A 22,063-nucleotide genomic window follows, 5' to 3' on the forward strand; every position below is an offset into this window, starting at 1 on the left:
ATGCAAGTGGTTTGGACCGTCGCGCCCATATTTTCGGTTAATGGATCAACGAGAAGTGTCGCAAGCGTGCCGCAAGCCGGCCTGTTTGCCTTACCCAGATTGGGCATTTCGCCATTGCATATACTCATTCATGCTCTTGGTTGCGATCTGTTGCATAACGGATGCGGGCACGGCGGCCCAGGGATCCTTCGCCCCGGAAGGCACGGTTTCCTGCCCCTGAATGCGGTGGAGGCGTCCTCCTGCTGCGTCAAGCACGTCCCAGACATAGGTAATGGTGACCTTGCCGCTGTCGGAGAAGGCGGAGAAGTACCCCTTCAGAATATGTTCGCTGTTGGCATCATTGGCGCTTTTGATCGTCAGGCCACGGGCACGGGCCTCGGCACCGAGCTGGCGGGACAAGGGCGTGACCGCCTGGACCGGAGCGCCGATGATCGGGAGAAAGCGGATGGTGCCGCCGGCGGCCTGTGCGCCGCCGGACGGTGGCAGGGAGGCTTGCTGCTGTTGCTGTGCACGCGCCGGCTGTTGTGGCTGTTGTTGCTGCTGGCTGACCTCGTTTGAATCCGACTGCGGCGCTTCAGGAAATTCTTGATAGGCCGCGTTGTCGAGCGGACGCGAGGCTGCAGGGTTCTGTCCGCCTTGCGCCAATGCCGCTGCCTGCGCTTCGAGTGTGTTCTGGGGACCGCGCATCGGGGGCTCGTAGCCGCCACTTGAGAGCGGCGCCGACTGGACGGGCTGGGTCGGTGCTGCTGCCGCATACTGGCCGGTCGATTGGGTGTAGGCGCCGGTCTGGCTGCCATCGCCGACTTCGGCGCGTGGCGTCATGACCTCAGTGCTATTGCAGCCCGCAAGCAAAATGGCGAGCGCGAGGGTCGCGTTCAACCGCCACGTCGGGCGAAAGATCAAACCCGTCGCCGGGGATACGGATTGTCTCACCGAGGGTGATCCTTTCCTGAGTTCATGCAGGGAGTTATGCGGCCTCCCAAGATTGCCTGTCAACTCCCGGAACTGGCGGGTTCCGGTCGGTCAGGCAAGGATCAGCTCGAGCGGATGTCGCGAAAGCGCCTCCGGTGCCGTGTCGGTGGTCAGGTAAGTCTGGCCAAGGGTCATGGCTGTCTGCCGGTCGCTGTCCATGATGATCATATGGGCAAACAGCGTCATGTCGGGCAGGATTTCCTGGGTGTTTCCGGCGAGGAACATCTGATGCTCCATCCAGGATGGCGCAAAGCGGGCGCCGACTGAATAGCCGCACTTGTTGAAACGCTGCCGCGTAAGGCCGCGGTCGTCCATTACCTTGGCGTGAACGTCGAAAACCTCGCCGAATGTGTGGCCTGGGCGCAGGACGTGTTCGATGGCCTTCATGCCCTCAAGGGCGGCGTTGAACAGTTCGCGATGGCGCGAGCTCGGCTGGCCGATGACGAGTGTTCGCAGCATCGGCGCGTGATAGTGGGCCGAGGCGCCGGCCCATTCGAGGGTCAGTTGATCGTTTTCCGCGAGCGTGCGACGGCCCGACTTGTAACGGCAGAGAAGCGCGTCTTCGCCCGAACCAATGACAAAATTATTGGCCGCATAATCACCGCCACCGGCGAGGATGGCGGCCTGCATGGCGGCGAGGATATCCGCTTCGCTGCGGCCGGCACCGATCAGCGGGCGTGCGGCGTCGAGTGCGCCATCGGCGAGTGCGGCCGCCTGCCGGACTTTGGCAATTTCAGCAGCGCTTTTGATGATCCGCAAATCGCTGACCAGATAGGAGGCGTCGATGGTTTCGCAGAAATTATTCAGCTGATTATCGAGAAGCCGCGCGACGCGGCCGGTCATGCCATGGGTGTCGTATTCGATGCCGACCCGCATGCCAAGAAGATCGAGATCATTGAGGAGATTGCGCAGATCGACGGTGGGATCGGCATTCATCCTGTCAACCCAGACCAGGATATTGTCGATGGTCGAGGTCTGCTTGGCCTGGCGCAGGTCGGGCGAGCGGGTGAGGAGCGTCATGCTGCCGTCGGCCTTCACGACCAGCACCTGGAAGAAGCAGAAGCCGAATGTGTCGTAACCCGTCAGCCAGTACATGCTCTCCTGGGCGAAGAGCAGCATGGCGTCGAGCTTGTCTTCTGCCATGCGCGCGGTCAGGCGGGCCCGGCGTTCCGCGAATTCGGCCTCGGTGAAATGCAGTGCCATATCAGTTCTCCGTCATCGCGATCGCCGAAATCTGCCGGCCATAATCGGGTTCGCCGGCATGGGTGGTCCGGCGATAGGAATAGAACGCCTCAGGATCCGCATAGGTGCACAGTCCCAGACAGTCGGCCGCGACGCCGGCCTTCGTCAGGCGCATCACGGTCAGCGCGGGGAGATCGAACATGGAATGACCGGGCGTCGTGGATGGCGTGAAAAACTGTTCGTAGGCAGCGTCGCGGGCGACGAAACGCTCGACGAATTCCGGGCCGACCTCGTAGTTGCCTCTAGATATGGATGGGCCGAGCGTTGCTCGGATGCTGCCACGCTTTGCGCCGAGCCCGATCATTGCTTCGATGGTGTTTTCAAGCACGCCGTCGAGTGCGCCCTTCCAGCCGGCATGGGCCGCACCGATGACGCGGTTTTCGGGGTCTGCGAAGAGAATGGGGCCGCAGTCTGCAGTCAGAACGCCGAGGATGATGCCGGGTGTCGCCGTCACCAGCGCGTCTGCCTTTGGTCGCGTGCCGTCATGATCGGCCGAGACGACGACGGCATCGGGAGAGTGCACCTGGTGGGCGGTGGCGAGCCGATCCGGGCCAAGTTGAAACCATTCGGCGACGCGGCGGCGGTTTTCGACGACGTGCTCGCGCTCGTCATTCGACCCGACGCCGACATTAAGGCCACGATAGATGCCCTCCGAGACGCCGCCCTGCCGGGTGAAGAAGCCGTGGCGAATGCCGCTGGTCTTCAGATTGGACAGGCTGTTTGAGGTGATCGGGCCGGGTTTTTCGGGGGACGTCATGGTCCGTTCTCCACCGATCAGGGCTTCTTCGTCCGTGGTGAGTATTCGGTCGAAGAACCTGTAATCGTTCGATAAATTTCGAAATATGCGTATTCGGTTCGGGCGCGATGGTGTCGACCTCGCGCCCTCCTGTCAATGCCTGACCCGAAATGGTGCAAGTTGCAGAGCAGGCGAGGAGACGGCCATGACCTTGAACAACTCGCCCATATTGCCGTTGCCGGCCGCCGCAAGCCGGGTGACCGCATCAATAATGCCTTGCTGGGTCGCTTCGTCCTTGCCGCGGCCAAGTGCCGAGGCGCGTTCCTCAATGCCCAGGCCAACGAGAAAATCGCCCTGATGCATGCAGCCATTCAGGTGTATGCCGGCTGCCACTGCTGTGCGGGCGAGGTTTTCGAAGTCGACATGGCTGGTGAGATCGGCGAGCCCCGGATGGGCGAGCGGCGGGTCGAACTGATGGGCCCGCACGGCCTGCAGCGTATCGCCATAGTTGGTGACCATGTGGCCATAGTCGATGATCAGCGCGGTGCCATGGCAGGCGCGCAAACGTTCGCAAATGGTCAGCATCACCGATTGACGGGCCGGCGCAACTTCAAAGATTGCGCCGTCCGCTGGCGGGCTTATGCCTTCCGGCAGCATCGACGCATCGAGGATCGCCGTTCCCAGGGTGAAGCTGAGTTCGCCCGCCTGGCCAAGGCCGACCATGCGCTCGACGAAGCCTGCCGGTGTCTTCACAAACTGGCGGATCGGGATTGCGTCGAACAGTTCATTGGCGGCGAGCAGGGTGAAGCCTTCCGGTACTTCGTCGAAACTGTCGTGCCAGGTGATCTTGTCACCGTGACTGGCAAGGCTTTCCCGTTGCGTGAGTTTCAGCAGGCCGCTCGTCTCGACGAGATGGACGTTTGCAGTCTCGTAAAGGCCAGGTGCCGCGCGCGCTATGACCCGCAGCATGTCGGCCATCATCGTGCCACGGCCGGGGCCGATTTCGACGAGGCGGACGTCCCGAGGTTCACCATGGCGCTGCCATGTGTCGATCATGAAGACGCCCAGCATTTCGCCGAACAGCTGGCTGATTTCCGGTGCCGTGACAAAATCACCGGCGCGGCCGAAAGGGTGGCGTGTCTTGTAGTAGCCGTGCTCTGGATCTGCGAGGCAGAGCGCGAAGAAATCGGAAATGCTGATCGGTCCATTCGCGACGATGAGCGACTTGATCTTCTCGGCAAGCGGGGTTTCGATCTGCATGGTCATGCCTCCGTCCCTGTCGCATTGGCCACGCGGAGCGATCGCGCGATGATTGCAATCCCAATCAGCAGCATTGGCAGTGACAAGACCATGCCCATGGTCAGCCAGCCGCCGACGAGATAGCCGATCTGGGCATCCGGTTCGCGGAAGAATTCGACGAAAATCCGGGCGGCTGCGTAGGCCGTCACGAATATGCCGGTGATGCGGCCGGGGTGTTTCAGGGAGCCGAGCCGGCCAAGCGCCTGCAGCAGAAGAAAGAGCAGCAGGCCTTCGAGTGCAGCTTCGTAAAGTTGGCTTGGATGCCGGGGGAAGGGACCACCGGTCGGAAAGGCCATGGCCCAGGGCAGGTCGGCGGGGCGTCCCCAGAGTTCGCCATTGATGAAATTGGCGATACGGCCGAAAAAGATGCCAAGCGGAGCTACGCTTGCAACAATGTCGAACAGGCTCCACAGCGGCAGGCCATGTTTGCGGGCGAAGAAGACCATGGCGAGCGTCGCACCGATGAAGCCGCCATGGAAGGACATGCCGCCATTCCAAACCTCAAGCGCGCGCATCGGATTTTCGGCAACGGCGGCGAAATCGTAGAACAGGATATAACCCAGCCGTCCACCGGCCACGATGCCAATCGCAGACCATAAGATGAAGTCGTCGATCTGCTGGAGGGTCGCAGGCGGCGTGCCGTTCGGCCAGAGTGTCTGGCGCTTCAGGAGATCACGGGCCACGAGCCAACCGAGAAGGATGCCAGCAACATAGGCGAGACCGTACCAGTGCACAGAAAGCGGCCCGATCGAGAATGCGATCGGATCGATCGCGGGAAAGGACACTGCGGCGAAAAGGTCCAGAACTGACAACAATGGGTTACTTTCGTTGATGCTGGGCGAAAATGGCGTTGCGATATGGGACGGTCAAGACGGAATCGCTTGAGCGTGCGGCCTCATCAACGACCATTATCACCCGCGGAACCTTGCATGGGAGTGACGTTAGTCCTACCTCAAGCAGTAGAAATGTGTTTCGTCGTCTTTTTGCTTTGAGAGGAGCCATCCCATGACCACAGGGTCCAACCGTATCCTTGATGATTTTGCCAAGCTCATGACGGACGCCGCCGGTGCCGCTCAAGGCGTGCGCCGTGAAGTCGAGACCGCATTTCACGCCCAGGCCGAGCGTTGGCTGAACAGTCTCGATGTGGTGAAGCGCGAAGAGTTTGATGTCGTTCGCGAGATGGCCTTGAAGGCGCGCGAGGAAAACGACCAGTTGCTGAAGAGGATCGAGGCGCTGGAAGCCGAGCTCGCCAGTAAGGCCGGCTGACAGCCAGAGGCGCGTCGCCGCTCGCTCGGCAAATCACTTGAGACAAAATTGGAGGCCCGCAGTTCGTCGCTGCGGGTCTTTTTGCGTTTTCAGTGCCTTGCAGAGGAAAGTCGCGGGTTTGATACAGGAAAAAATTGGGGGGTGTGGATAGGTCCTAAAAAGCCAATCGCCAGAGTCGCTTATCGGGCAAATCACACGCGATTCCCGAAGGTTCATCCACAGGGTACAACCGCAAAACCGCATAAGGGGGCTGGTGCTTCGGTCCGGCGATTATACACTGATTTTAAATGATGATTCTAAACGGTCCTGCGTAAGTTTCGGACAGGGTGCGTCTTCTACCCTGGGGTCCATAAGAATCATTTTCAATGTTGTTTCCGGTTCTGGTGTCTGCGTTTCCCGGCTTTTGCTGGAGGGGTAGGCGCGTCCGGTCGAGAAGGTGATGCATGAGCCTCATGGAAATGGAAGTCGAACGCCAGTCGAACCCGGTCGATATGATCGAGTTTGTCGCTGCGACCAATGATTGGTCGTTCGAGCGTTCCGGCGAAGACGAACTCGCGATGACCGTCTCCGGCCGTTGGTCGGATTATCAGGTCTCGTTCTCCTGGATGGAGGAGTTCGAAGCGCTGCATCTGGCCTCCGCCTTCGACCTGAAGATTCCCGAGGCGCGCGTCAATGAAGTCATCCGCCTTCTGTCCTTCGTCAATGGTCAGGTGCTGATGGGGCATTTCGACCTGTGGCGGAACGAGGACGTGGTGATCTTCCGCCAGTCGCTGCTGCTTGCCGGCGGCGCAGAGCCGACCAATCGCCAAGTCGAAGTGCTTCTTTCCTCTGCCGTCGAAGCTTGTGAAGCCTATTACCAGGCTTTTCAGTTCGTCGTCTGGTCCGGCATGGACGCCAAGTCCGCCATGGACGCGGTTCTGTTCGAGACGGTTGGAGAAGCCTGAGCATGACGCAATCCGCTTTCGGGCAGATCGTTCTCGTCGGCGCTGGCAATATGGGCGGCGCCATGCTGTCCGGCTGGCTGAAGAGTGGCGTGCCGGGGTCTTCCGTAACGATTGTTGATCCCGGTCCATCCGAGACGATGATGGCGAAGATCCGCGATGCGGGCGCGCGCCACTCGGTTTCGGCGCCTGATAATCTCAAAGCTGACATTCTCTTCCTTGCGCTGAAGCCCCAGGTCATGGATGCCGTTCTTCCCGGGCTGAAGAGCCTCGTTGGTCCGCAGACGACAGTCGTATCTGTGGCGGCCGGCAAGACATTAGCTTCGATGGAGAGCCATCTGGGCGAGGCGGCCATGGTGCGCGCCATGCCGAATACACCAGCGATGATCGGTCGCGGCGTGACCGGCGCATTCGCCAATGCCGCAGTCAGCGGGGCGCAGCGCGATGTGGTTCATCGTCTGCTCAAGGTTTCCGGGCCCGTCGAATGGGTCGACAGCGAAGATGCTATCAATGCCGTGACTGCGCTTTCAGGCAGCGGTCCGGCCTATGTTTTTTATCTCGTCGAGTGCATGGCAGAGGCAGGGCGGAAATCCGGCCTGCCGGCGGACCTTGCCATGCGTCTCGCGCGGGAAACGGTCGCGGGGGCTGGTGAACTGCTACACCAGTCCCCCGACCCTGCCGATACGCTGCGCAAGAATGTGACATCGCCCGGCGGCACGACTGCGGCTGCGCTCTCCGTGCTGATGGCGCCCAACGGAATGCAGCCGTTGTTCGATGTGGCCATCGAGGCGGCACGCAAAAGGGCTGAGGAACTGGCGCAGTGACGAATACGCCGGAGACAACCACCATCACCTTTGCCGATTTCGAGAAGGTCGATATCCGGGTCGGCACGATCATTGAGGTCGAGAGCTTTCCGGAAGCGCGCAAGCCAGCCTTCAAGCTGAAGATCGATTTCGGCCCTGACATCGGCGTGAAGAAGTCATCCGCGCAGATCACCGTGCACTACACGCCGGAGACGCTGCTCGGCCGGCAAGTGCTTGGCGTCGTCAATTTTCCGCCGCGCCAGATTGGCCCCTTCCGTTCGGAAGTTCTCACGCTCGGCTTCGAAGACGAAAACGGCGCAATCGTGCTGACCGCTGTTGAACGGCCTGTCGCCAATGGTCAAAAGCTGATGTGAGCGGGCAGGGCGATCGTGTCGCCCTCTTGGCTTATACCGCCCATCCAAAATCGCAGATTACAACGGCACGCGGATGACGGCTCGCAGGCCGCCAAGGTGGCTGTCCTCGAGCACGACGTTGCCGCCATGGCTGCGCGCGATGTCGCGCGCGATTGCGAGGCCAAGCCCGGTGCCCGATGCATCCAGATTGCGTGCCTCATCAAGCCGGAAGAAGGGCTTGAACACGTCGTCACGCGAGTCGGCAGGAATGCCCGGGCCGTCATCGTCGAATGTGACGACCAGCCATTTCGGCGTTTGCCGGGCGACGATCTCCAGTGTGTTTGCATAGCGGCGTGCATTCGAGGCGAGATTGGTCACCAGTCGTGCAAAGGCATTCGGGCGCACTTGAACGGTGCTTTCACCTTCGATGCGCCATGTCAGCGTCTTGCCGTGCAGGGCGAAATCGTCGTCGAGCTTTGAAAACAGGACGGTCAGATCGAGGCAGCCGACATCCTCTTCGATCTCGCCCTTGGCGAATTCGAGATAGCCCTCGAGCATGCTCTGCATGTCGTCGACATCCTGGTTCAGGCTGTCCAGTTCGGGTCCATCGCCGGTCAGAGCCAGTTGCAGGCGAAAGCGGGTCAGGATGGTGCGCAGATCATGACTGACGCCGGCCAGCATCGCGGTCCGCTGCTCAATCTGGCGTTCGATGCGCTCGCGCATCAGGATGAAGGCAAGGCCGGCGCGACGGACCTCGTCGGCGCCGCGGGGCGAAAATCCGCCCGGCGGCCTTTGTCCCTTGCCGAAGCTTTCCGCCGCATCCGCGAGTGCAAGGATCGGTCGGATCTGGCCGCGCAGGAAGAGGATGGAGATGACGATCAGCACGAGCGCAGTCGAGACCATCCAGACGAGGAAGATATGCGTGTTGGAGGCGTAGGCCTCGCTGCGTCGGGCGAGAATGCGCAGCGTATTGTCGCCGAGCACGATGCGGATCTCGACCAGGCGTGAATCGCCGACGGTGTCGATCCAGAAGGGGCGACGGATCTGCCGCTCGATTTCGTCTGACAGGATCTGGTCCAGAATCGAGAAGAACGGCCGGGGCCGCGGGGGCGGAAGCTCTGTGCCCGGTTCGCGCGAGACGATCAGGTTCAACCGGCTGGCGGCGACATCGACGATCTGGTCAAAATCTTCAGCACCCGGATAGCGATCGAGCAGTTCGATGACTGCGGAAATGTCGCGTGTGACGGCAGCCGACAGACGCTCTGTGACCAGTTGCCAGTGTCGCTCCATGAAGACGAAGGCAACGACCGTCTGCAGGATTAGCATGGGCAGAATGATGATCAGGATCGAGCGCGCGAAGAGTCCCGTCGGAAGCCGGTAGCGCAGCCAGCGGGTGGCGACGGCAAAGCCTGTGGCTGGACCTTTTTCCCGGTCCCTGCGGATCTGGTCGAAGAGCGTCATGGGCCTCCGTTTCCCCGGCGCTCAAAGCCGGGGCGTCCTGTCGTCTCAGTCCATACTGAGGCGATAGCCGATGCCACGCACCGTCTGCAGCCATAGCGGATTGGCGGGATCGTCCTCGATTTTCCGTCGAAGGCGGTTGATCTGCACGTCGATTGTGCGTTCGCCGACATCGGTATCCTCCGCCACCAGTTCATGGCGGGGAATAGTCTCACCGGCGCGTGTGGCGAACAAGTACATGATTTCCTGTTCGCGATCGGTCAGCCGGATCACTTCTGCACCCTTGCGCAATTCCTTGCGCAGGAACGAGAAGGTGTAAGGGCCGAACATCACCTGGTCGATCTTCGGCTGGTCCGGATTGCTGTTGCGCTTCAGGATATTGTTGATGCGCAGCACGAGTTCACGCGGATCGAAGGGTTTGGCGAGATAGTCGTCGGCACCGGCCTCGAGGCCTGCAATGCGGGAATCGGCCTCCGAGCGGGCCGTGAGGAGGATGACTGGAACGCGCTTGTCCTCGGAGAGGCTCTGGGTCAGTTGCAGTCCGTTTTCGCCCGGCATCATGACGTCGAGAACCAGAAGGTCGAAATCGAGTCCCTCCAGCTTGCGTCGCGCTTCCGCCGCATCAGCGGCGACGGAGACCCGAAACCCCTTTTCAGTGAGGAAACGGTGCAGGAGTTCGCGGATACGCTTGTCGTCGTCGACGACAAGAAGATGGGCCGCATCGTCGGCAAGAGGTTTGCTGCTCACGTCATTCCACTCCGTCGGTATCGATGGCAGGCTCCACCGTCTGGCCCTGCATGCCGGCGAGGAAACGGCGAACGGCGGAGCGTTCCTCGTCCGTCATTCCGTCCATGGCGGCTGCGATCCGGCGTGACTGTGGTTCGCAGAGGGCGAGCGCCAGTTCGCGGCCGGCAAGGGTCGGATAAAGGCGGCGTTGGCGTCGATCGGCGGGGCCCGCCATCTGGCGGATATAGCCGCTGTCGATCAGTTCCTTCAGCACGCGGGCGAGGCTCTGCTTGGTGATCTGCAGGATCGCGAGGAGATCGGCCACCGTCATGCCCGGCCGGCGACCGACAAAATGCACGACGCGATGGTGTGCCCGCCCGTAACCGAGCTTGGCCAGGATTGCGTCCGGATCGGAGACGAAGTCGCGATAGGCAAAAAACAGATTCTCGATGGTCTCGAAATCGATAGCCTTGTCGTCAACGACCGGCATTTCCGGCAATGTCTTCTTGGCAGTCTTTGCCGCAGACTGGCGAACCACGCTTTTGTCCTTCTTCTCAGCGATCCGGCATCAGCCAAGGTCGCGAATCTTTGTCCTATGCCAGGTGTCGTCCCACCCGGCCTTGCGGCGCAACCTATGCACAACTGTGGCAAATTTCCAACAAAATCGCGGGTATCGCAAAACCGGACCAATCTTGTGAAACCTACAGGCGCGCTCGTCGTTTCACGGAGCAGACAATCAAGCTCGTCCGACAATCGCCGCCGCCGGGTGGCGCAACAAACCAGGAAGTATCGTGCCATGATGGTTTTGAACCAAGCCCAAGCGCCGCAGAGCGGATCGGGTCTGCGCAACGTCGCTATCCTCGTGTTTACCGCGAAGATCGCCGTTGCCGCATTTCTGATTTCCCAGGTCGCGGTGGCCCCCGAGACGCCGATTGTGCAAGCCTATGGTCTTTCGCGCTGACGATCGCTTCGCGTGGCGACGGCGGCATGCTATGCGGGCCGCTGATGTCGCGAACAAGGAGAGCGCTTGCCATGGGCCAGGTTCAAGCCGGAATCATCCCCGTCACCCCCTTTCAGCAGAACTGTACGATCCTGTTTGATGACGAGACCCGCGAGGGTGTGATCGTCGATCCGGGTGGCGATGTGGATGTGATCCTCAAGGTTATCGAAGAAAACCAGATCACGCTCAAGGAAATCTGGCTGACGCACGGGCATCTGGATCACGCCGGCGGAGCAGCTGAACTGAAGGAAAAGACCGGCCTCGATATCATCGGGCCGCATCGGGACGACCTGCCGCTGCTGCAGCGGATCGAGACCCAGGCGGCCACATACGGGATCGATGGAATGCGCAGCGTCGAACCTGATCGCTGGCTTGAGGATGGCGACCGGCTTTCCTTCGCCGGCCACGAATTTGAGGTCTATCATTGCCCGGGCCATGCGCCGGGTCATGTGATCTTCTTCAATCGTGCTCAGAAGTTTGCCCATCTGGGCGACGTGCTGTTTGCCGGCTCTGTTGGCCGAACCGATCTGCCTGGCGGCGATCATGCGGTGTTGATGGCATCGATCCGCGACAAGGTCCTGCCACTCGGTGATGATGTCGGCTTCATCTGCGGACACGGCCCCGGTAGCCGGATCGGCGACGAGCGGCGCAGCAATCCGTTCATTCAGGGGCTGTAAGGTCCGATTTGAACCGTTGATGCAAAAATGGCGCGACCGAGGTCGCGCCATTTCTTTAACTTGCTGCTGCGTCGGCTTATGCCTCGCGGCGACGTCCGCCTGCGGTGCCCGAGCGAGCGGGACGACCCTGGCCGCCGGTTGCTGGACGACCCTGACCCTGGCCGCCGCCACCGGCCGGACGATTGCCGCCCTTGCGGTGACCGGTCTTGGCCGGACGACCATCAGCCTTGGCGCCGCCTTCGGACTTGCCGCGACCCTGGCCCTGACCCTGATGGTTGCGGTTGTTGCCGCCAGCACCACCGCCACCACCGCGACGCTGCGGACGCGCCGGGCGTGCGAGGTTTGCCGGCGGTTCGCCAGAGGCGACCGGGATCTCGATGCCCATCAGCTTTTCGACGTCCCGCAGCAGGCGACCTTCGTCGGGACCGCAAAACGCAATGGCAATGCCTTCGCGACCGGCGCGGGCCGTACGGCCGATGCGGTGGACGTAAGCGTCCGGCACTTCCGGCAGGTCGTAGTTGAAGACGTGGGAGACGGCCGGGATGTCGATGCCGCGCGCGGCAACGTCGGTGGCGATCAGCGTCTTGATCTCGCCATCACGGAAGCCCTTCAAGGCGCGCTCGCGCTGGCCCTGGCTCTTGTTGCCGTGGATCGAGGCGACGGAATAACCGGTGGCGTCGAGGTGCTTCATCAGCTTTTCCGCGCCATGCTTGGTGCGCAGGAAGACGATGGAGCGGCCATCCGGGTTGTCGTTGAGGATCTTCTTCAGCATTTCCGTCTTGGCGTTCTGGCCGGCGACGAAATGCACATGTTGCTCGACCTTGTCGGCCGCCTTGCCCGGAGGGGAGACGGCGACCTTGAGCGGGTCGGTCAGGAAGCTTGCGGCGAGATCGGCGATCGACGGCGGCATGGTTGCCGAGAAGAGCAGGGTCTGGCGCTTCGGCGGGACCATCTTCGAGATCTTGCGCAGGTCATGAATGAAGCCGAGGTCCAGCATCTGGTCGGCTTCGTCGAGAACGAGGTAACGCACGGCGCGCAGCGAAATCGCATTGCGGGCGATCAGGTCGAGCAGGCGGCCAGGCGTGGCGACGAGAATGTCGGTGCCCTTTTCGAGCTGTAGCTGCTGCTTGCCGATGGAGGCGCCACCGACGACCTGATTGATCTTCAGCGGCAGGCGACGCAGGTAGCTGCGCAGGTTCTCGCCGATCTGGTTCACCAGCTCGCGGGTCGGGGCGAGAATGAGAGCGCGGGTGGTGCGGTTGTCGGGGCGCTTCTCGTCCTTGAGAAGCATCTCGATCATCGGGAGGCCGAAAGCGGCCGTCTTGCCGGTGCCGGTCTGGGCGAGACCGATGAGGTCACGTCCGCTCAGGACGACGGGGATGCCCTTTTCCTGAATAGGAGTGGGGGTCGTGAAGCCGAGCGTCGTCAGCGTCGCGACGATATTCTTGGAGAGGCCAAGATCATCGAAAGTGGTCAAAGTCATACCTTTCGGGGCGCCAAAAGCCTTTCGACCAGATCGCAGATTTGCGAACTGGCTGGCATTGGCGTCAAGAACCCCGCGTGATTTGGGAACTTGTAAGTTGGAAAAAAGCTTTCCGGCGCTCGGGTAGACGTACCACCCTCAACATTTCGCGCCTCACCTTCTTCGCGTCTCAGATGTCGCTGGGCTCGCTCACGCGGCGGCCGGAAGGGAAAGCTGACGTGCTGATGCGCTTGTTTGGCGCAGAAGTCAAGTGCATTGCACAATAACCTCCTCAAAAGCCGATGTCGACTTCAAGGCCGCCTGCGTCACCATTGCGGAAACGAAGCGTGATACCATAGACCTCGGCAATTTCCTGAACGATTGAAAGACCGAGTCCATGGCCCGGCATGCGCATGTCAAGACGCAACCCGCGTTCACTCAGGTCCCTCAGTCGCTGTTTCTCGACGCCCGGACCATCGTCGGCAATCGTCAACTGCACCCCATCAGCACTCCCGGTGGCCCGGACATCCACACTTTTGCGCGCCCATTTGCTGGCATTTTCCAGGATATTGCCGAGCATCTCGCCAAGATCCATGGGGTCAACGGGCACGGTCAGATTCTCGGCGATCTCAACAGTCCATTCGAGAACTTCGCCATTCGGGGTACGCTTCAGCGTTCTGACTAGATTAGCGACTGTTGAGGCGAGGAGGGCGTCTTCCTTGCGGGCGCTGCGGTTGATGGCGATGCGACTGCGCGTCAACTCGCGATGCACATGGGCCTGCATGACCTCGGCGATATGGGCCAGTTCCTGGCCGAGCTGGTTGTCGCCCCGGTCTATTAGTGTCTGAGCATCGTTGGACAAGACGGTGAGCGGGGTCTTCAGGCCATGGGCAAGGTCGCCGGCGCGAGCGCGGGCCTTCTCGATCGTGCGGGACTGTTCGTCGAGCAGGCGATTGACTGCGGCCGCCGTTGCCTGAAGTTCCGTTGGGTAAACGCCCTCAAGACGGTCGGCTTCGCGCCTGCGGATGCGATCCAGGCCCTGATTGAGACGGACAAGTGGGTGAAGGCCGACCGTCGATTGTAGCGCAGACAGACCGACCAGCACGGCCGCGAGGATCGCCATATAGGGAATGATATCGAACATGAAGGCGCGGCTAGCGGCAACGAGGCTTGCGGTATCCATGGCGATCACTACACGCAGACGGCGTGTGTCGGCTCCTTTCCCGATCACTACGACGCGCTCGTGAGCGAGCAGCGTGGTGTCGCCCGGGCCTTCCAGCCGATATTGCAAAATGGCTCCCGGTTCGCCGGCTTGCGCCGGCAGGTTGAGTGCAATGTCCCAGAGAGACTGAGAGCGCAACTGCGTGCCGCGATCATCGACAATCTGCCAATAGAGCCCGCCTAGCGGCTCTTCGAACCGGGAATCCGGCTGGCGATCGCTCAGGGTGAAGGCTCCGCCGGGCGTGATGCGGAGATCGCCGATGATCGTGGTGGCATAGCGGTCGAGCACCTCGTCGAGGCGTCGCTCCAGGCTGCGGCTGAACAGATCGACAAATACGAAGCCTGCAAGCAGGAGCAGCAAGCCGACGCCAATCAAGGAGACGAGGGCGAAGCGCGCGCGGATCGAGTGCATCAGTCGGCGCCGCCGATCCGGTAGCCATAGCCGCGCTTTGTCATAACGGCATCGCGGCCGAGCTTGCGCCGGATACGCCCGACCAGCACCTCGATGGAATTGCTGTCCCTCTCGAAATCCTGGGCATAGAGCTGTTCCGTCAGTTCCGCCTGGGAGACATGGCGATCGGCATTCAAGGCGAGATGGCTGATAAAGCGGTACTCCATGGGGGTGAGGTCTATCGACAGGCCCGATTGAGTCACGGCCTTTGTTCTGATGTCGAGCGTGATGTCGCCGAAGGACAAGATGGGGCTGGCGTGCCCTGCGCTGCGTCTGATGATGGCGCGGAGCCGTGCCAGCAGTTCGGGGATCTGGAAAGGCTTGGGCAGATAGTCATCGGCACCAGCATCGATGCCCTCGACCTTTTCCTGCCAGGTGCCGCGGGCCGTCAGGATGAGAACCGGCATGGTTCGTCCCTCCGATCGCCAGCGTCGCAAGATCGACAACCCGTCGAGGCCGGGTAGACCGAGGTCGAGGATCACTGTCGTGAAATCCTCTTCCATGCCAGCGAAAAGACCCGCCTCCCCATCACTTTCGCGCAGCACGGTATAGCCTGCGCGTTCGAGCTGGGTCGTGACATCTCGGGCAATACGGGCATCGTCTTCAATCAGCAAAATGCGCATCAGTCGTCGTCAATCTCCACAATTCGGCCCGTTGCCGCGTCAATCACGACCTCAAGAACCCGGCCGCTCGGGGTGAGGACGCGCAGTTCATAGATAAGCCTGTCGTCGTCCTCGTCCAGTTCCGTGTCGATGACCTGGCCACCTGTATGCGACACTGCGATCTTAACAATTTCGGCGAGGGAAAGAATCTGACCATTTTCCACGGCCGAACGCAGCTTATCGTGACCGTGGTGGTCATCGCCGGCCCGTGCGGACGCCATTGCCGCTAAGGCAAGCGCCACGGTCAGTGTGACGATGGCAGAGAGGCAGGTGGGGTGACGATTTCGAGGCGCGCGCGGGATCATGGTCCAATCCTAGCCTTTCCAAGCTGAAATTTCGCTGACATTCGCCGTCAGTTATCGCTCAGGTCGGAGCCTCTATCGTCTGGACATGGCTTGGGCAACACCCGCCAGCCAGTTGAAGTAAACACAGGAGACGACCATGAATAAACTGATCGCAGCGTCCGTATTCGCCATTGTTGGTTGCGCCGGTCTGGCGCATGCGGATGACGACGATCTCCGTTGCCGCCTCACGGCAACGGAGACCCGCCTGTCGCTGGCAGACATCGAAAAGAAGGTAACGGCTGACGGCATACAGCCGCGCAAGATCGAACTAGATGACGGTTGCTGGGAAGTTAAGGGCATCAAGGACGGGCTTCGTGTCGAAGCAAAATATCATCCGGCAACCGGCGAACTGCTGCAGCGCTGGAGCGACGACTGAGCTTCGCGTCGGTTCCATATCGAAACAAGGGCCGCTCGACGCGGCCCTCTTTGATGTCTGCAAGGCTCAGCCCGGCATGTAGAGTTCGAAGGCTTTGCGAGCGACATATCGGCCGTTGAGCAGGATTTCCAGGCGATGGTCACCTGCATGATAGACACGTGTGGTGATCGGCCGGAAGGCGTGGCGCATACTGAGTGTGACGGTCTGTGTCGGGGCGAGCGTGAGGCTCCTTCCCTTGAAGACCTTCGGCGACAGCGAGCCATCCTTTTTCTGGTGGTGGATGGCGTAATCGACGAGCACCGTACGCGGTTCTGTGCTGTCATTCGACAGACGGACCTCGAAGCCCAGTTCGCCGGGGAAAACGATATGGTCGTTGGCAAGCACGAGGGTTACCGTTACATCCGCGAGCGGTGCATAGCCGAAATTGGCGAGCGCCTTTGCGTGGCCCTTCTTCACCAGGGTGCGGGACGCGTGTTTCAGTAGCCACAGCCGGTTCTTCGAGGCACCTGGCGCGTGGCGCGCAACGAAATCCGCGACCAGATCCGGATGATCCTTGGCGATGTCGTTCAGGCTGTTGGCCACCGAGCGGCGGACATAGTCCTCCTCGTCATCGATGAGCGCTTCTAGAATCGGCAGTATCGGGGTTGGATCGCGCACCAGCGAAGGCAGGCGCATCGCCCAGGGCAGGCGAGGGCGGGTCCCTTCGCTGGCCAGTCGGCGAACGTGATGGTTGGGGTCGACGACCCATCGCCCGATGATGGCCAGCGCTTCGTCCTGGCATTCATGAATGAGGCGGCGAATGCCAAACTCTGCGGTGAAATGCGGGGTCAGCGCCTTCAGCAGGTCGAGAGCCGTCCCGAGATGCCCCACCCCTTGTGCCGAGATGAACTGGTTGAAGGAGAGCAGTGCCCATCCGGTCAAGCCGTCTCGGGATTCCTGCGGAAGGCAGGCTGCGAACACTGCGGCCGCTTTCGGGAAATCTCGAGGCATATGGATCGCGAGCGCATCAGCGATCAGTTGGCCGCGCTGCATCAGTTCACGGGCTTCGATCCGGGGCAGCACATCGGCCAGGAAGGCGCCCTTGTCAAAGTCAGGCCAAACCCGCGACACGGCATCGGCCGTATCGCGGGCGGTCTCTTGACCAATCAGATGTTTCAGCGGTTCGGCCATGGGCGTCCGGTCTCGGCTTGCGTCTGGAAATGCTGCATCAGGGATACGCCCTGGATCGCGGCCATGTAAGGGGCAAAGGCGGGATCTGTCCTTACCTTGGCTGCGGCCGCATCGGCGCTTTGCCTGTCGGCCCATTCGACGAGATCGGCGATCATGTCGCCGTGATCCAGTGCGTCTAGGGCACGCCAACTGACGAAACCGGGATAGGCGCTGATGGCCTGCATGGCGACGTTGCGGGCATTCTGGGCAGCTTGTCGGTCAGTTACAGTGCAGACGGCAAGTTCGAGAACCGTGGTGGATGGCATCATGGGGCTCCTCAAGTGATGATGACTTGACCTAGCAGAAAGCAACTGACAACCTTCTGGCCAGAGCCTGAAGTGAGGTGCCAGATGCGTCCTGCCGACCGCCTTTTCCGGATCATCCAGTTGATGCGCGCCACCGGCCGGGCGATGACCGCCGCCGAGATTGCCGAGAGAATGGAGGTCGCGCCACGGACCATCTATCGCGACATGGAGCATCTGATCGGCTCCGGTGCGCCGATCGAGGGGGAGCGCGGTGTCGGCTATATGCTGCGCGAGGCCTTTGATGCACCGCCGCTGACCTTCACCTTCGAGCAGTTGGAAGCGCTCGCCTTCGGGCTTCGAGCTGTCGAGATGCTGGGCGATCCGCGCCTTGGTCAGGCGGCCCGGGAGGCGCAGGAGAAAATGCTGGGAATGCTGCCGAAAGAGCATGCCGAGAGGTTGAAATCCGCGCCCATCCACGCCTTTCGTTCCGCGTCGCAGCCGGAAACGCCCGATTGCCTCGGTGACATGCGCATGGCGTTGTCAGCGAAACGCAAGGTCTGGATCGCCTATCATTCTTTGCCAGGGGACCGCAGCCAGCGCGTCGTTTGGCCGCTCAGCCTCTCGGCTTTCGGTGCGATCTGGGTGATGACCGGATGGTGCGAGATGCGGCAAGGATTTCGGGATTTCCGGCTCGACCGTGTGGAAGACTGGAAGATCCTGTCTGACCGTTTTGAACCGGCCCCCCATCAGACGTACCAAGCCTACCTGAAACAGTTAGGATAAATGGTCAAAACGCGAGATATTTTATTATAATTCTATTCTAAATTCCATAAATCTTAAGGGGTCCGGAGCGAGGAAGGGGCACTGCAGTCAATTCTGAAAGACGCCCATGAAGAATCTGAGAGTTTCCCGCAAGCTGGCCTTTGCATTTGCCTTCGTTCTGGCCGTTGTCATCGCTTTTTGTTCTGTTGCCTTCGTCTCAATGCAACGGATTCAGGAGGCAACGCTTGCGAATGAGCAAACACAGTCCGTTCTCAAATTGTCCACACAGATTCTTGCGACGCTCGTCGAGCATCAGAACGCCATGCGTGGCTATGTTGCCAGTCTCAATGAAGAGTTTATCGAGCGCATGGCGAAGCATGCCAGTGCTGTGCCGCCGATGATCGCCGAGCTCGAACAGCAGCTCGGCAAGCCTCAGGCGGATGCTTTCCTACCGCCGCTGCGCCAGGCGATGGACAAGTTCTATGCACAGATGGACGCGACCATTGCCAATGCGCAGGATCCGGCCAAGATCGAGGAAACCCGCAGCAATATTGCCACGACCGCGCGTCTGAGTGACATCCGCAAGGCGCTGACCGCTCTCGATGAGGCCAATGAAACGTTGGCCGACCAGCGAACAGCCTTGCAGAATGCGGCGTTCCAGACGGGAACGAACACATTGATCTTTGGTGGAATGGCCGCTGCCGCCGTCGCCGCTGTAATGGGTATGCTGCTCACTCGCAGTCTCGCATCTCCGCTGATCGGGATGACCGGTGCGATGCGCAGACTGGCAGAAGGTGATACGGCGATCGAAATTCCGGCCATGGATCGCCGTGATGAACTCGGCTTGATGGCCGCTGCCGTCGAGGTCCTGCGCGCCAACGCGATCGCCGCCCGCAAGGTCGAGGACGAGGCCAAGCAACATCAATCCCTGACGGAAGCTGAAAGGGCTGAGCGTGCGAGGCTTGACCAAAGCTGGGCAGAAGCGATGACGCAGGCCACTGCGACACTCGCTGGCGGTCTGGCTCAACTTGCGAAGGGTAATCTTTCGGTCCGCCTGAATGCTCCCTTTGCCCAGGAATTCGAGAAACTGCGCGAAGATTTCAACGATGCCGTCGTGCAGTTGTCTGAAACGCTGTCGGCAGTCGCGCATGCCGCCGGTTCCATCGATAACGGCAGCCGCGAGATCAGCGGCAGCACCGATGATCTTTCGCGCCGCACCGAACAGCAGGCCGCTTCACTTGAGGAAACCGCTGCAGCCCTTGATCAGATTACGGTCAATGTGCGTCATGCTTCCAATCGAGTCGAGGAAGCCCGGGCAGCCGCAGCCGATGCGGCCCATAGTGCCGAAAGCTCGGGTGGCGTGGTCGCGAGTGCGGTGGCTGCAATGGGACGCATCGAGCAGTCGTCGCAATCCATCTCCAACATCATCGGCGTGATCGACGAAATCGCTTTCCAGACCAACTTGCTGGCGCTCAATGCCGGTGTCGAAGCTGCGCGGGCAGGGGAAGCCGGCAAGGGCTTTGCGGTCGTTGCCCAGGAAGTCCGCGAACTGGCCCAACGATCGGCGCAGGCCGCCCGTGAAATCAAGGATTTGATTCGCGTTTCGACCGAGGAGGTCTCGAATGGTGTGAAACTGGTCAGCGATACCGGTGTTGCGCTCAAGACGATCGAGAACTTCATCACCACCGTCAATGTTCAGATGAATGCCATCGCAACCGCCGCCAAGGAGCAGGCGACCGGGCTTGCTGAAGTGAACACGGCGGTCAACCAGATGGATCAGTTCACGCAACAGAATGCTGCGATGGTCGAAGAGACGAACGCCGCAAGTGCGGGTCTTGCAACCGAAAGTGCCCGCCTTCGCCAGTTGATCCAGCGGTTTGAGATTGTCGCAGGGAAGGCAGCAGCGCCGGCACATGGCGCTTACACGTCGCCTATGCGCCGTTCTGCCTGACACAGTCGCTCGTTGTCAGTCGATCTGAAAGAGTTCCGCCTCGTCCCTCATCGGACGGGGCGGACTGGTTTTGGGGTGCGCCCGGCCTGCCTTCCACGTCTGGCGTGATCAAAAATCCGTCGCGACCCCGCCCTCTTCCTTGCGCTTTGCGACGAAGGCATCCAGTTCTTCCTCGACGGCTGGGTCGACTGGCGGGCGTTCGTAACTTGCCAGCTTTTCCTTGAAGACGCGGTTGGCGTGGTCGTATGTTGTGGGCCGGCCGGCTTCCGTCCAGGTTTCGAAGTTGCGCCAGTCGGACAGGATCGGCGAATAGAAGGCCGTCTCGTAGCGGGCGAGCGTATGGGCTGTGCCGAAGAAATGGCCGCCCGGTCCAACGTCGCGCACAGCGTCGAGCGCCAGCGCATCGGGGCTGACATCAAGGGGTGTCAGGAACTCCGCCACCATCTGCAGCATGTCGACATCGAGGATGAACTTTTCGAAGGATGCCGTCAGGCCGCCTTCCGACCAGCCGGCCGAGTGCATGATGAAATTGCCGCCGCCTTGCGTCAGCGCCCAGAGCGAGAAGGCGGATTCGTAGGCTGCCTGCGCATCCAGCGTGTTGGCGGCGTTGGTGTTGGAGGTGCGGTAGGGAATGCCGTAGCGGCGGGCAAGCTGTCCCCCGACAATCACCGCCTTCATGTATTCGGGCGTGCCGAAGGCCGGTGCGCCGCTCTTCATGTCGACATTCGAGGTGAAGCCGCCGTAGATCACCGGCGCGCCGCGCTTGACCATTTGGGTGAAGGCGATCCCGCAGAGCGCCTCGGCATTCTGCTGGACGAGCGCGCCCGCGATCGTCACAGGGGCCATGGCGCCGGCAAGCGTGAAGGGTGTCATGATGACAACCTGGCCGCGGGATGCCATTTCGATGATGCCCTGAAGCATCGGCCCATCAAGGCGCAGGGGCGAGGAGGAGTTGATGACGGTGAAGAGCGAGGGCTCGCGCTCCATCTGCTCCATCGAGATGCCGCGACCGATCCGGGCGATCTCGATGCCGTCGAGATTGCGCTGCTTGCCGAGAGAATAGCAATGGAACGGCTTGTCGGTCAGCTTTACGAGGTCGGATAGGCAGTCGAGATGGCGCACCGAGGCGTGGATGTCGACAGGCTCAACCGGGTATCCACCCGTGGTGTGGATGACATCGTAGGACTGGGCAAGCTTGACCAGCTTGCGGAAATCTTCCTGGTTGCCAGCCCGCCGCCCGCCTTCACGATCCGCGACGAAGGGAGCGGACGCAATCTGGGCAAAGACCAGATTGTTGCCTCCGATCCGGACGTGGCGTTCCGGATTGCGGGCATGCAGGGTGAATTCCTTCGGTGCGGAGGCGATCAGATCCAGGATCAGGTCGCGATCGAAGCGGACGCGCTCGGATCCCGCCGTCACGTCAGCACCGGCTGCCTTCATCAAGGCGCGTGCCTCGGGCAGCATGATGTCCATGCCGATTTCCTCGAGCACGATGAGCGACGCTTCATGGATGTCGTCGAGCGCCTCGGCATCAAGCAGCTCTGTCTTGACCAGCCGGTTGACGAGGTTGCGGTACTTCGCCGATCCGGGTGCGCGGGCGCGATCCCCGCCTCGTCCTCCAGTGCGGCGTCGCCGCTCGGTGATGCCGTTCACGGCGTTATTTTCGGGCGATGAAGAGCTGGTCATGTCGCTCATGGTCGATCCATTGTGTCAATCTCGACATCAAGTCTCGCAGTTTCCGGGCGCAAAAGGCATTGCCGTTTGCGACGGAAAACCGGCTCATCTGGAACATCGCAAGGAGCGCTCACCCGTGCAGCTCTTTGTCGACACATCTGCAGGTCGCGCTTACCGGCTGTTTACCATTCGCAGTCATTGATCAACGCCAAGGTTTACTCATTTTGAAACCG

At 61.0% G+C, this 22,063-nt stretch carries 25 protein-coding genes; 10 read left to right on the top strand and 15 right to left on the bottom strand.

The window, feature by feature from the left end; translation table 11 throughout:
- Positions 1-90: 90 nt before the first annotated feature.
- The 5 genes from ACSV9I_RS00370 to lgt form a co-directional block, all read right to left on the bottom strand.
- Complete coding sequence (locus tag ACSV9I_RS00370) at positions 91-822, bottom strand: hypothetical protein (RefSeq protein WP_438326508.1); 732 nt, start codon at positions 820-822, stop codon at positions 91-93.
- Positions 823-1,023: 201 nt separating this feature from the next.
- Positions 1,024-2,175: a M24 family metallopeptidase gene (locus tag ACSV9I_RS00375; protein ID WP_438326509.1), complete on the bottom strand. Its 1,152-nt coding sequence runs from the start codon at positions 2,173-2,175 to the stop codon at positions 1,024-1,026.
- Between the two features lies 1 nt (position 2,176).
- Positions 2,177-2,971, bottom strand: a complete 795-nt coding sequence (gene pgeF / locus ACSV9I_RS00380) for a peptidoglycan editing factor PgeF (protein WP_438326510.1) — start codon at positions 2,969-2,971, stop codon at positions 2,177-2,179.
- 132 nt (positions 2,972-3,103) lie between these two features.
- Positions 3,104-4,204 (bottom strand): class I SAM-dependent methyltransferase, encoded by a 1,101-nt coding sequence (locus ACSV9I_RS00385; RefSeq protein WP_438327639.1) that lies wholly within the window; start codon positions 4,202-4,204, stop codon positions 3,104-3,106.
- 8 nt (positions 4,205-4,212) lie between these two features.
- A complete protein-coding gene (lgt, locus tag ACSV9I_RS00390) occupies positions 4,213-5,064 on the bottom strand; it encodes a prolipoprotein diacylglyceryl transferase (RefSeq protein ID WP_438326511.1) in 852 nt (283 codons plus the stop codon).
- Positions 5,065-5,254: 190 nt separating this feature from the next.
- Between lgt and ACSV9I_RS00395 the strand changes: the two genes are divergently transcribed.
- The 4 genes from ACSV9I_RS00395 to ACSV9I_RS00410 all read left to right on the top strand — a co-directional run bounded on the left by ACSV9I_RS00395 (position 5,255) and on the right by ACSV9I_RS00410 (position 7,633).
- Positions 5,255-5,515: an accessory factor UbiK family protein gene (locus tag ACSV9I_RS00395; RefSeq protein WP_438326512.1), complete on the top strand. Its 261-nt coding sequence runs from the start codon at positions 5,255-5,257 to the stop codon at positions 5,513-5,515.
- A 443-nt stretch (positions 5,516-5,958) separates the two neighbouring features.
- The gene (locus ACSV9I_RS00400; protein WP_054157716.1) at positions 5,959-6,459 is read left to right on the top strand and encodes a YbjN domain-containing protein; all 501 of its coding nucleotides are present in this window, start codon (positions 5,959-5,961) and stop codon (positions 6,457-6,459) included.
- Positions 6,460-6,461: 2 nt separating this feature from the next.
- Positions 6,462-7,280, top strand: coding sequence for a pyrroline-5-carboxylate reductase (gene proC, locus ACSV9I_RS00405; protein ID WP_438326513.1), 819 nt, complete (start codon positions 6,462-6,464; stop codon positions 7,278-7,280).
- Positions 7,277-7,633, top strand: a complete 357-nt coding sequence (locus tag ACSV9I_RS00410) for a tRNA-binding protein (protein ID WP_438326514.1) — start codon at positions 7,277-7,279, stop codon at positions 7,631-7,633. Before proC ends, ACSV9I_RS00410 begins: the two co-directional genes overlap by 4 nt.
- Positions 7,634-7,690: 57 nt before the next feature.
- On the opposite strand, the gene ACSV9I_RS00415 is transcribed toward ACSV9I_RS00410, so the two are convergent.
- From ACSV9I_RS00415 to ACSV9I_RS00425, 3 genes are read right to left on the bottom strand one after another with little or no spacing between them, the layout of a single operon-like run.
- Complete coding sequence (locus tag ACSV9I_RS00415; protein WP_438326515.1) at positions 7,691-9,073, bottom strand: ATP-binding protein; 1,383 nt, start codon at positions 9,071-9,073, stop codon at positions 7,691-7,693.
- Positions 9,074-9,118: 45 nt separating this feature from the next.
- Positions 9,119-9,817 (bottom strand): response regulator, encoded by a 699-nt coding sequence (locus ACSV9I_RS00420; RefSeq protein ID WP_054157713.1) that lies wholly within the window; start codon positions 9,815-9,817, stop codon positions 9,119-9,121.
- A gap of 1 nt (position 9,818) precedes the next feature.
- Complete coding sequence (locus tag ACSV9I_RS00425) at positions 9,819-10,286, bottom strand: MarR family winged helix-turn-helix transcriptional regulator (protein ID WP_156318521.1); 468 nt, start codon at positions 10,284-10,286, stop codon at positions 9,819-9,821.
- Positions 10,287-10,592: 306 nt separating this feature from the next.
- Between ACSV9I_RS00425 and ACSV9I_RS00430 the strand changes: the two genes are divergently transcribed.
- Both ACSV9I_RS00430 and ACSV9I_RS00435 read left to right on the top strand, forming a co-directional pair.
- Positions 10,593-10,757, top strand: coding sequence for a hypothetical protein (locus ACSV9I_RS00430; RefSeq protein ID WP_156318517.1), 165 nt, complete (start codon positions 10,593-10,595; stop codon positions 10,755-10,757).
- 71 nt (positions 10,758-10,828) lie between these two features.
- Positions 10,829-11,473, top strand: a complete 645-nt coding sequence (locus ACSV9I_RS00435; protein ID WP_054157711.1) for an MBL fold metallo-hydrolase — start codon at positions 10,829-10,831, stop codon at positions 11,471-11,473.
- A 76-nt stretch (positions 11,474-11,549) separates the two neighbouring features.
- On the opposite strand, the gene ACSV9I_RS00440 is transcribed toward ACSV9I_RS00435, so the two are convergent.
- From ACSV9I_RS00440 to ACSV9I_RS00455, 4 genes are all read right to left on the bottom strand, one after another.
- Positions 11,550-12,956, bottom strand: a complete 1,407-nt coding sequence (locus tag ACSV9I_RS00440; RefSeq protein WP_156318516.1) for a DEAD/DEAH box helicase — start codon at positions 12,954-12,956, stop codon at positions 11,550-11,552.
- A 271-nt stretch (positions 12,957-13,227) separates the two neighbouring features.
- Positions 13,228-14,568: a sensor histidine kinase gene (locus tag ACSV9I_RS00445; RefSeq protein ID WP_438326516.1), complete on the bottom strand. Its 1,341-nt coding sequence runs from the start codon at positions 14,566-14,568 to the stop codon at positions 13,228-13,230.
- Positions 14,568-15,230, bottom strand: coding sequence for a response regulator transcription factor (locus ACSV9I_RS00450; protein ID WP_438326517.1), 663 nt, complete (start codon positions 15,228-15,230; stop codon positions 14,568-14,570). Before ACSV9I_RS00450 ends, ACSV9I_RS00445 begins: the two co-directional genes overlap by 1 nt.
- Entirely contained in the window at positions 15,230-15,574 is a 345-nt protein-coding gene (locus ACSV9I_RS00455; RefSeq protein ID WP_438326518.1) for a PepSY domain-containing protein, read from the bottom strand. The genes ACSV9I_RS00450 and ACSV9I_RS00455 overlap by 1 nt, the downstream gene beginning before the upstream one ends.
- A 136-nt stretch (positions 15,575-15,710) precedes the next feature.
- Here ACSV9I_RS00455 and ACSV9I_RS00460 point away from each other — a divergent pair, with 136 nt between their 5' ends.
- A complete protein-coding gene (locus tag ACSV9I_RS00460) occupies positions 15,711-15,989 on the top strand; it encodes a PepSY domain-containing protein (protein ID WP_438326519.1) in 279 nt (92 codons plus the stop codon).
- Positions 15,990-16,055: 66 nt separating this feature from the next.
- On the opposite strand, the gene ACSV9I_RS00465 is transcribed toward ACSV9I_RS00460, so the two are convergent.
- Positions 16,056-17,159 carry a DNA alkylation repair protein gene (locus tag ACSV9I_RS00465; protein ID WP_438326520.1) on the bottom strand — a complete coding sequence of 368 codons (1,104 nt, stop codon included), beginning with the start codon at positions 17,157-17,159 and terminating at the stop codon, positions 16,056-16,058.
- Positions 17,144-17,467, bottom strand: coding sequence for a hypothetical protein (locus tag ACSV9I_RS00470; RefSeq protein WP_054157705.1), 324 nt, complete (start codon positions 17,465-17,467; stop codon positions 17,144-17,146). The genes ACSV9I_RS00465 and ACSV9I_RS00470 overlap by 16 nt, the downstream gene beginning before the upstream one ends.
- 81 nt (positions 17,468-17,548) lie before the next feature.
- Here ACSV9I_RS00470 and ACSV9I_RS00475 point away from each other — a divergent pair, with 81 nt between their 5' ends.
- Together ACSV9I_RS00475 and ACSV9I_RS00480 are read left to right on the top strand one after the other, a co-directional pair.
- On the top strand, positions 17,549-18,226 hold the full coding sequence (locus tag ACSV9I_RS00475) for a helix-turn-helix transcriptional regulator (RefSeq protein WP_438326521.1): 678 nt from the start codon (positions 17,549-17,551) through the stop codon (positions 18,224-18,226).
- A 106-nt stretch (positions 18,227-18,332) separates the two neighbouring features.
- Positions 18,333-20,156 carry a methyl-accepting chemotaxis protein gene (locus ACSV9I_RS00480; RefSeq protein ID WP_438326522.1) on the top strand — a complete coding sequence of 608 codons (1,824 nt, stop codon included), beginning with the start codon at positions 18,333-18,335 and terminating at the stop codon, positions 20,154-20,156.
- A 108-nt stretch (positions 20,157-20,264) separates the two neighbouring features.
- On the opposite strand, the gene ACSV9I_RS00485 is transcribed toward ACSV9I_RS00480, so the two are convergent.
- Complete coding sequence (locus tag ACSV9I_RS00485; RefSeq protein WP_438327641.1) at positions 20,265-21,842, bottom strand: trimethylamine methyltransferase family protein; 1,578 nt, start codon at positions 21,840-21,842, stop codon at positions 20,265-20,267.
- Between ACSV9I_RS00485 and ACSV9I_RS00490 the strand changes: the two genes are divergently transcribed.
- On the top strand, positions 21,841-22,032 hold the full coding sequence (locus tag ACSV9I_RS00490; RefSeq protein ID WP_438326523.1) for a hypothetical protein: 192 nt from the start codon (positions 21,841-21,843) through the stop codon (positions 22,030-22,032). The genes ACSV9I_RS00485 and ACSV9I_RS00490 overlap by 2 nt on opposite strands.
- The last annotated feature ends 31 nt before the right edge of the window (positions 22,033-22,063 follow it).

The sequence above is a fragment of the Rhizobium sp. G187 genome (genome assembly GCF_051549525.1).
GTDB lineage: Bacteria > Pseudomonadota > Alphaproteobacteria > Rhizobiales > Rhizobiaceae > Allorhizobium.

Coding starts and splice junctions, on each gene's coding strand:
- ACSV9I_RS00370 (WP_438326508.1), bottom strand. CDS start 822: ATGACGCCACGCGCCGAAGTCGGCGATGGCAGCCAGACCGGCGCCTAC.
- ACSV9I_RS00375 (WP_438326509.1), bottom strand. CDS start 2,175: ATGGCACTGCATTTCACCGAGGCCGAATTCGCGGAACGCCGGGCCCGC.
- pgeF (WP_438326510.1), bottom strand. CDS start 2,971: ATGACGTCCCCCGAAAAACCCGGCCCGATCACCTCAAACAGCCTGTCC.
- ACSV9I_RS00395 (WP_438326512.1), top strand. CDS start 5,255: ATGACCACAGGGTCCAACCGTATCCTTGATGATTTTGCCAAGCTCATG.
- ACSV9I_RS00400 (WP_054157716.1), top strand. CDS start 5,959: ATGAGCCTCATGGAAATGGAAGTCGAACGCCAGTCGAACCCGGTCGAT.
- proC (WP_438326513.1), top strand. CDS start 6,462: ATGACGCAATCCGCTTTCGGGCAGATCGTTCTCGTCGGCGCTGGCAAT.
- ACSV9I_RS00415 (WP_438326515.1), bottom strand. CDS start 9,073: ATGACGCTCTTCGACCAGATCCGCAGGGACCGGGAAAAAGGTCCAGCC.
- ACSV9I_RS00425 (WP_156318521.1), bottom strand. CDS start 10,286: ATGCCGGTCGTTGACGACAAGGCTATCGATTTCGAGACCATCGAGAAT.
- ACSV9I_RS00430 (WP_156318517.1), top strand. CDS start 10,593: ATGATGGTTTTGAACCAAGCCCAAGCGCCGCAGAGCGGATCGGGTCTG.
- ACSV9I_RS00435 (WP_054157711.1), top strand. CDS start 10,829: ATGGGCCAGGTTCAAGCCGGAATCATCCCCGTCACCCCCTTTCAGCAG.
- ACSV9I_RS00440 (WP_156318516.1), bottom strand. CDS start 12,956: ATGACTTTGACCACTTTCGATGATCTTGGCCTCTCCAAGAATATCGTC.
- ACSV9I_RS00445 (WP_438326516.1), bottom strand. CDS start 14,568: ATGCACTCGATCCGCGCGCGCTTCGCCCTCGTCTCCTTGATTGGCGTC.
- ACSV9I_RS00450 (WP_438326517.1), bottom strand. CDS start 15,230: ATGCGCATTTTGCTGATTGAAGACGATGCCCGTATTGCCCGAGATGTC.
- ACSV9I_RS00455 (WP_438326518.1), bottom strand. CDS start 15,574: ATGATCCCGCGCGCGCCTCGAAATCGTCACCCCACCTGCCTCTCTGCC.
- ACSV9I_RS00460 (WP_438326519.1), top strand. CDS start 15,711: ATGAATAAACTGATCGCAGCGTCCGTATTCGCCATTGTTGGTTGCGCC.
- ACSV9I_RS00465 (WP_438326520.1), bottom strand. CDS start 17,159: ATGGCCGAACCGCTGAAACATCTGATTGGTCAAGAGACCGCCCGCGAT.
- ACSV9I_RS00470 (WP_054157705.1), bottom strand. CDS start 17,467: ATGATGCCATCCACCACGGTTCTCGAACTTGCCGTCTGCACTGTAACT.
- ACSV9I_RS00475 (WP_438326521.1), top strand. CDS start 17,549: ATGCGTCCTGCCGACCGCCTTTTCCGGATCATCCAGTTGATGCGCGCC.
- ACSV9I_RS00480 (WP_438326522.1), top strand. CDS start 18,333: ATGAAGAATCTGAGAGTTTCCCGCAAGCTGGCCTTTGCATTTGCCTTC.
- ACSV9I_RS00490 (WP_438326523.1), top strand. CDS start 21,841: ATGTCGCTCATGGTCGATCCATTGTGTCAATCTCGACATCAAGTCTCG.
- ACSV9I_RS00485 (WP_438327641.1), bottom strand. CDS start 21,842: ATGACCAGCTCTTCATCGCCCGAAAATAACGCCGTGAACGGCATCACC.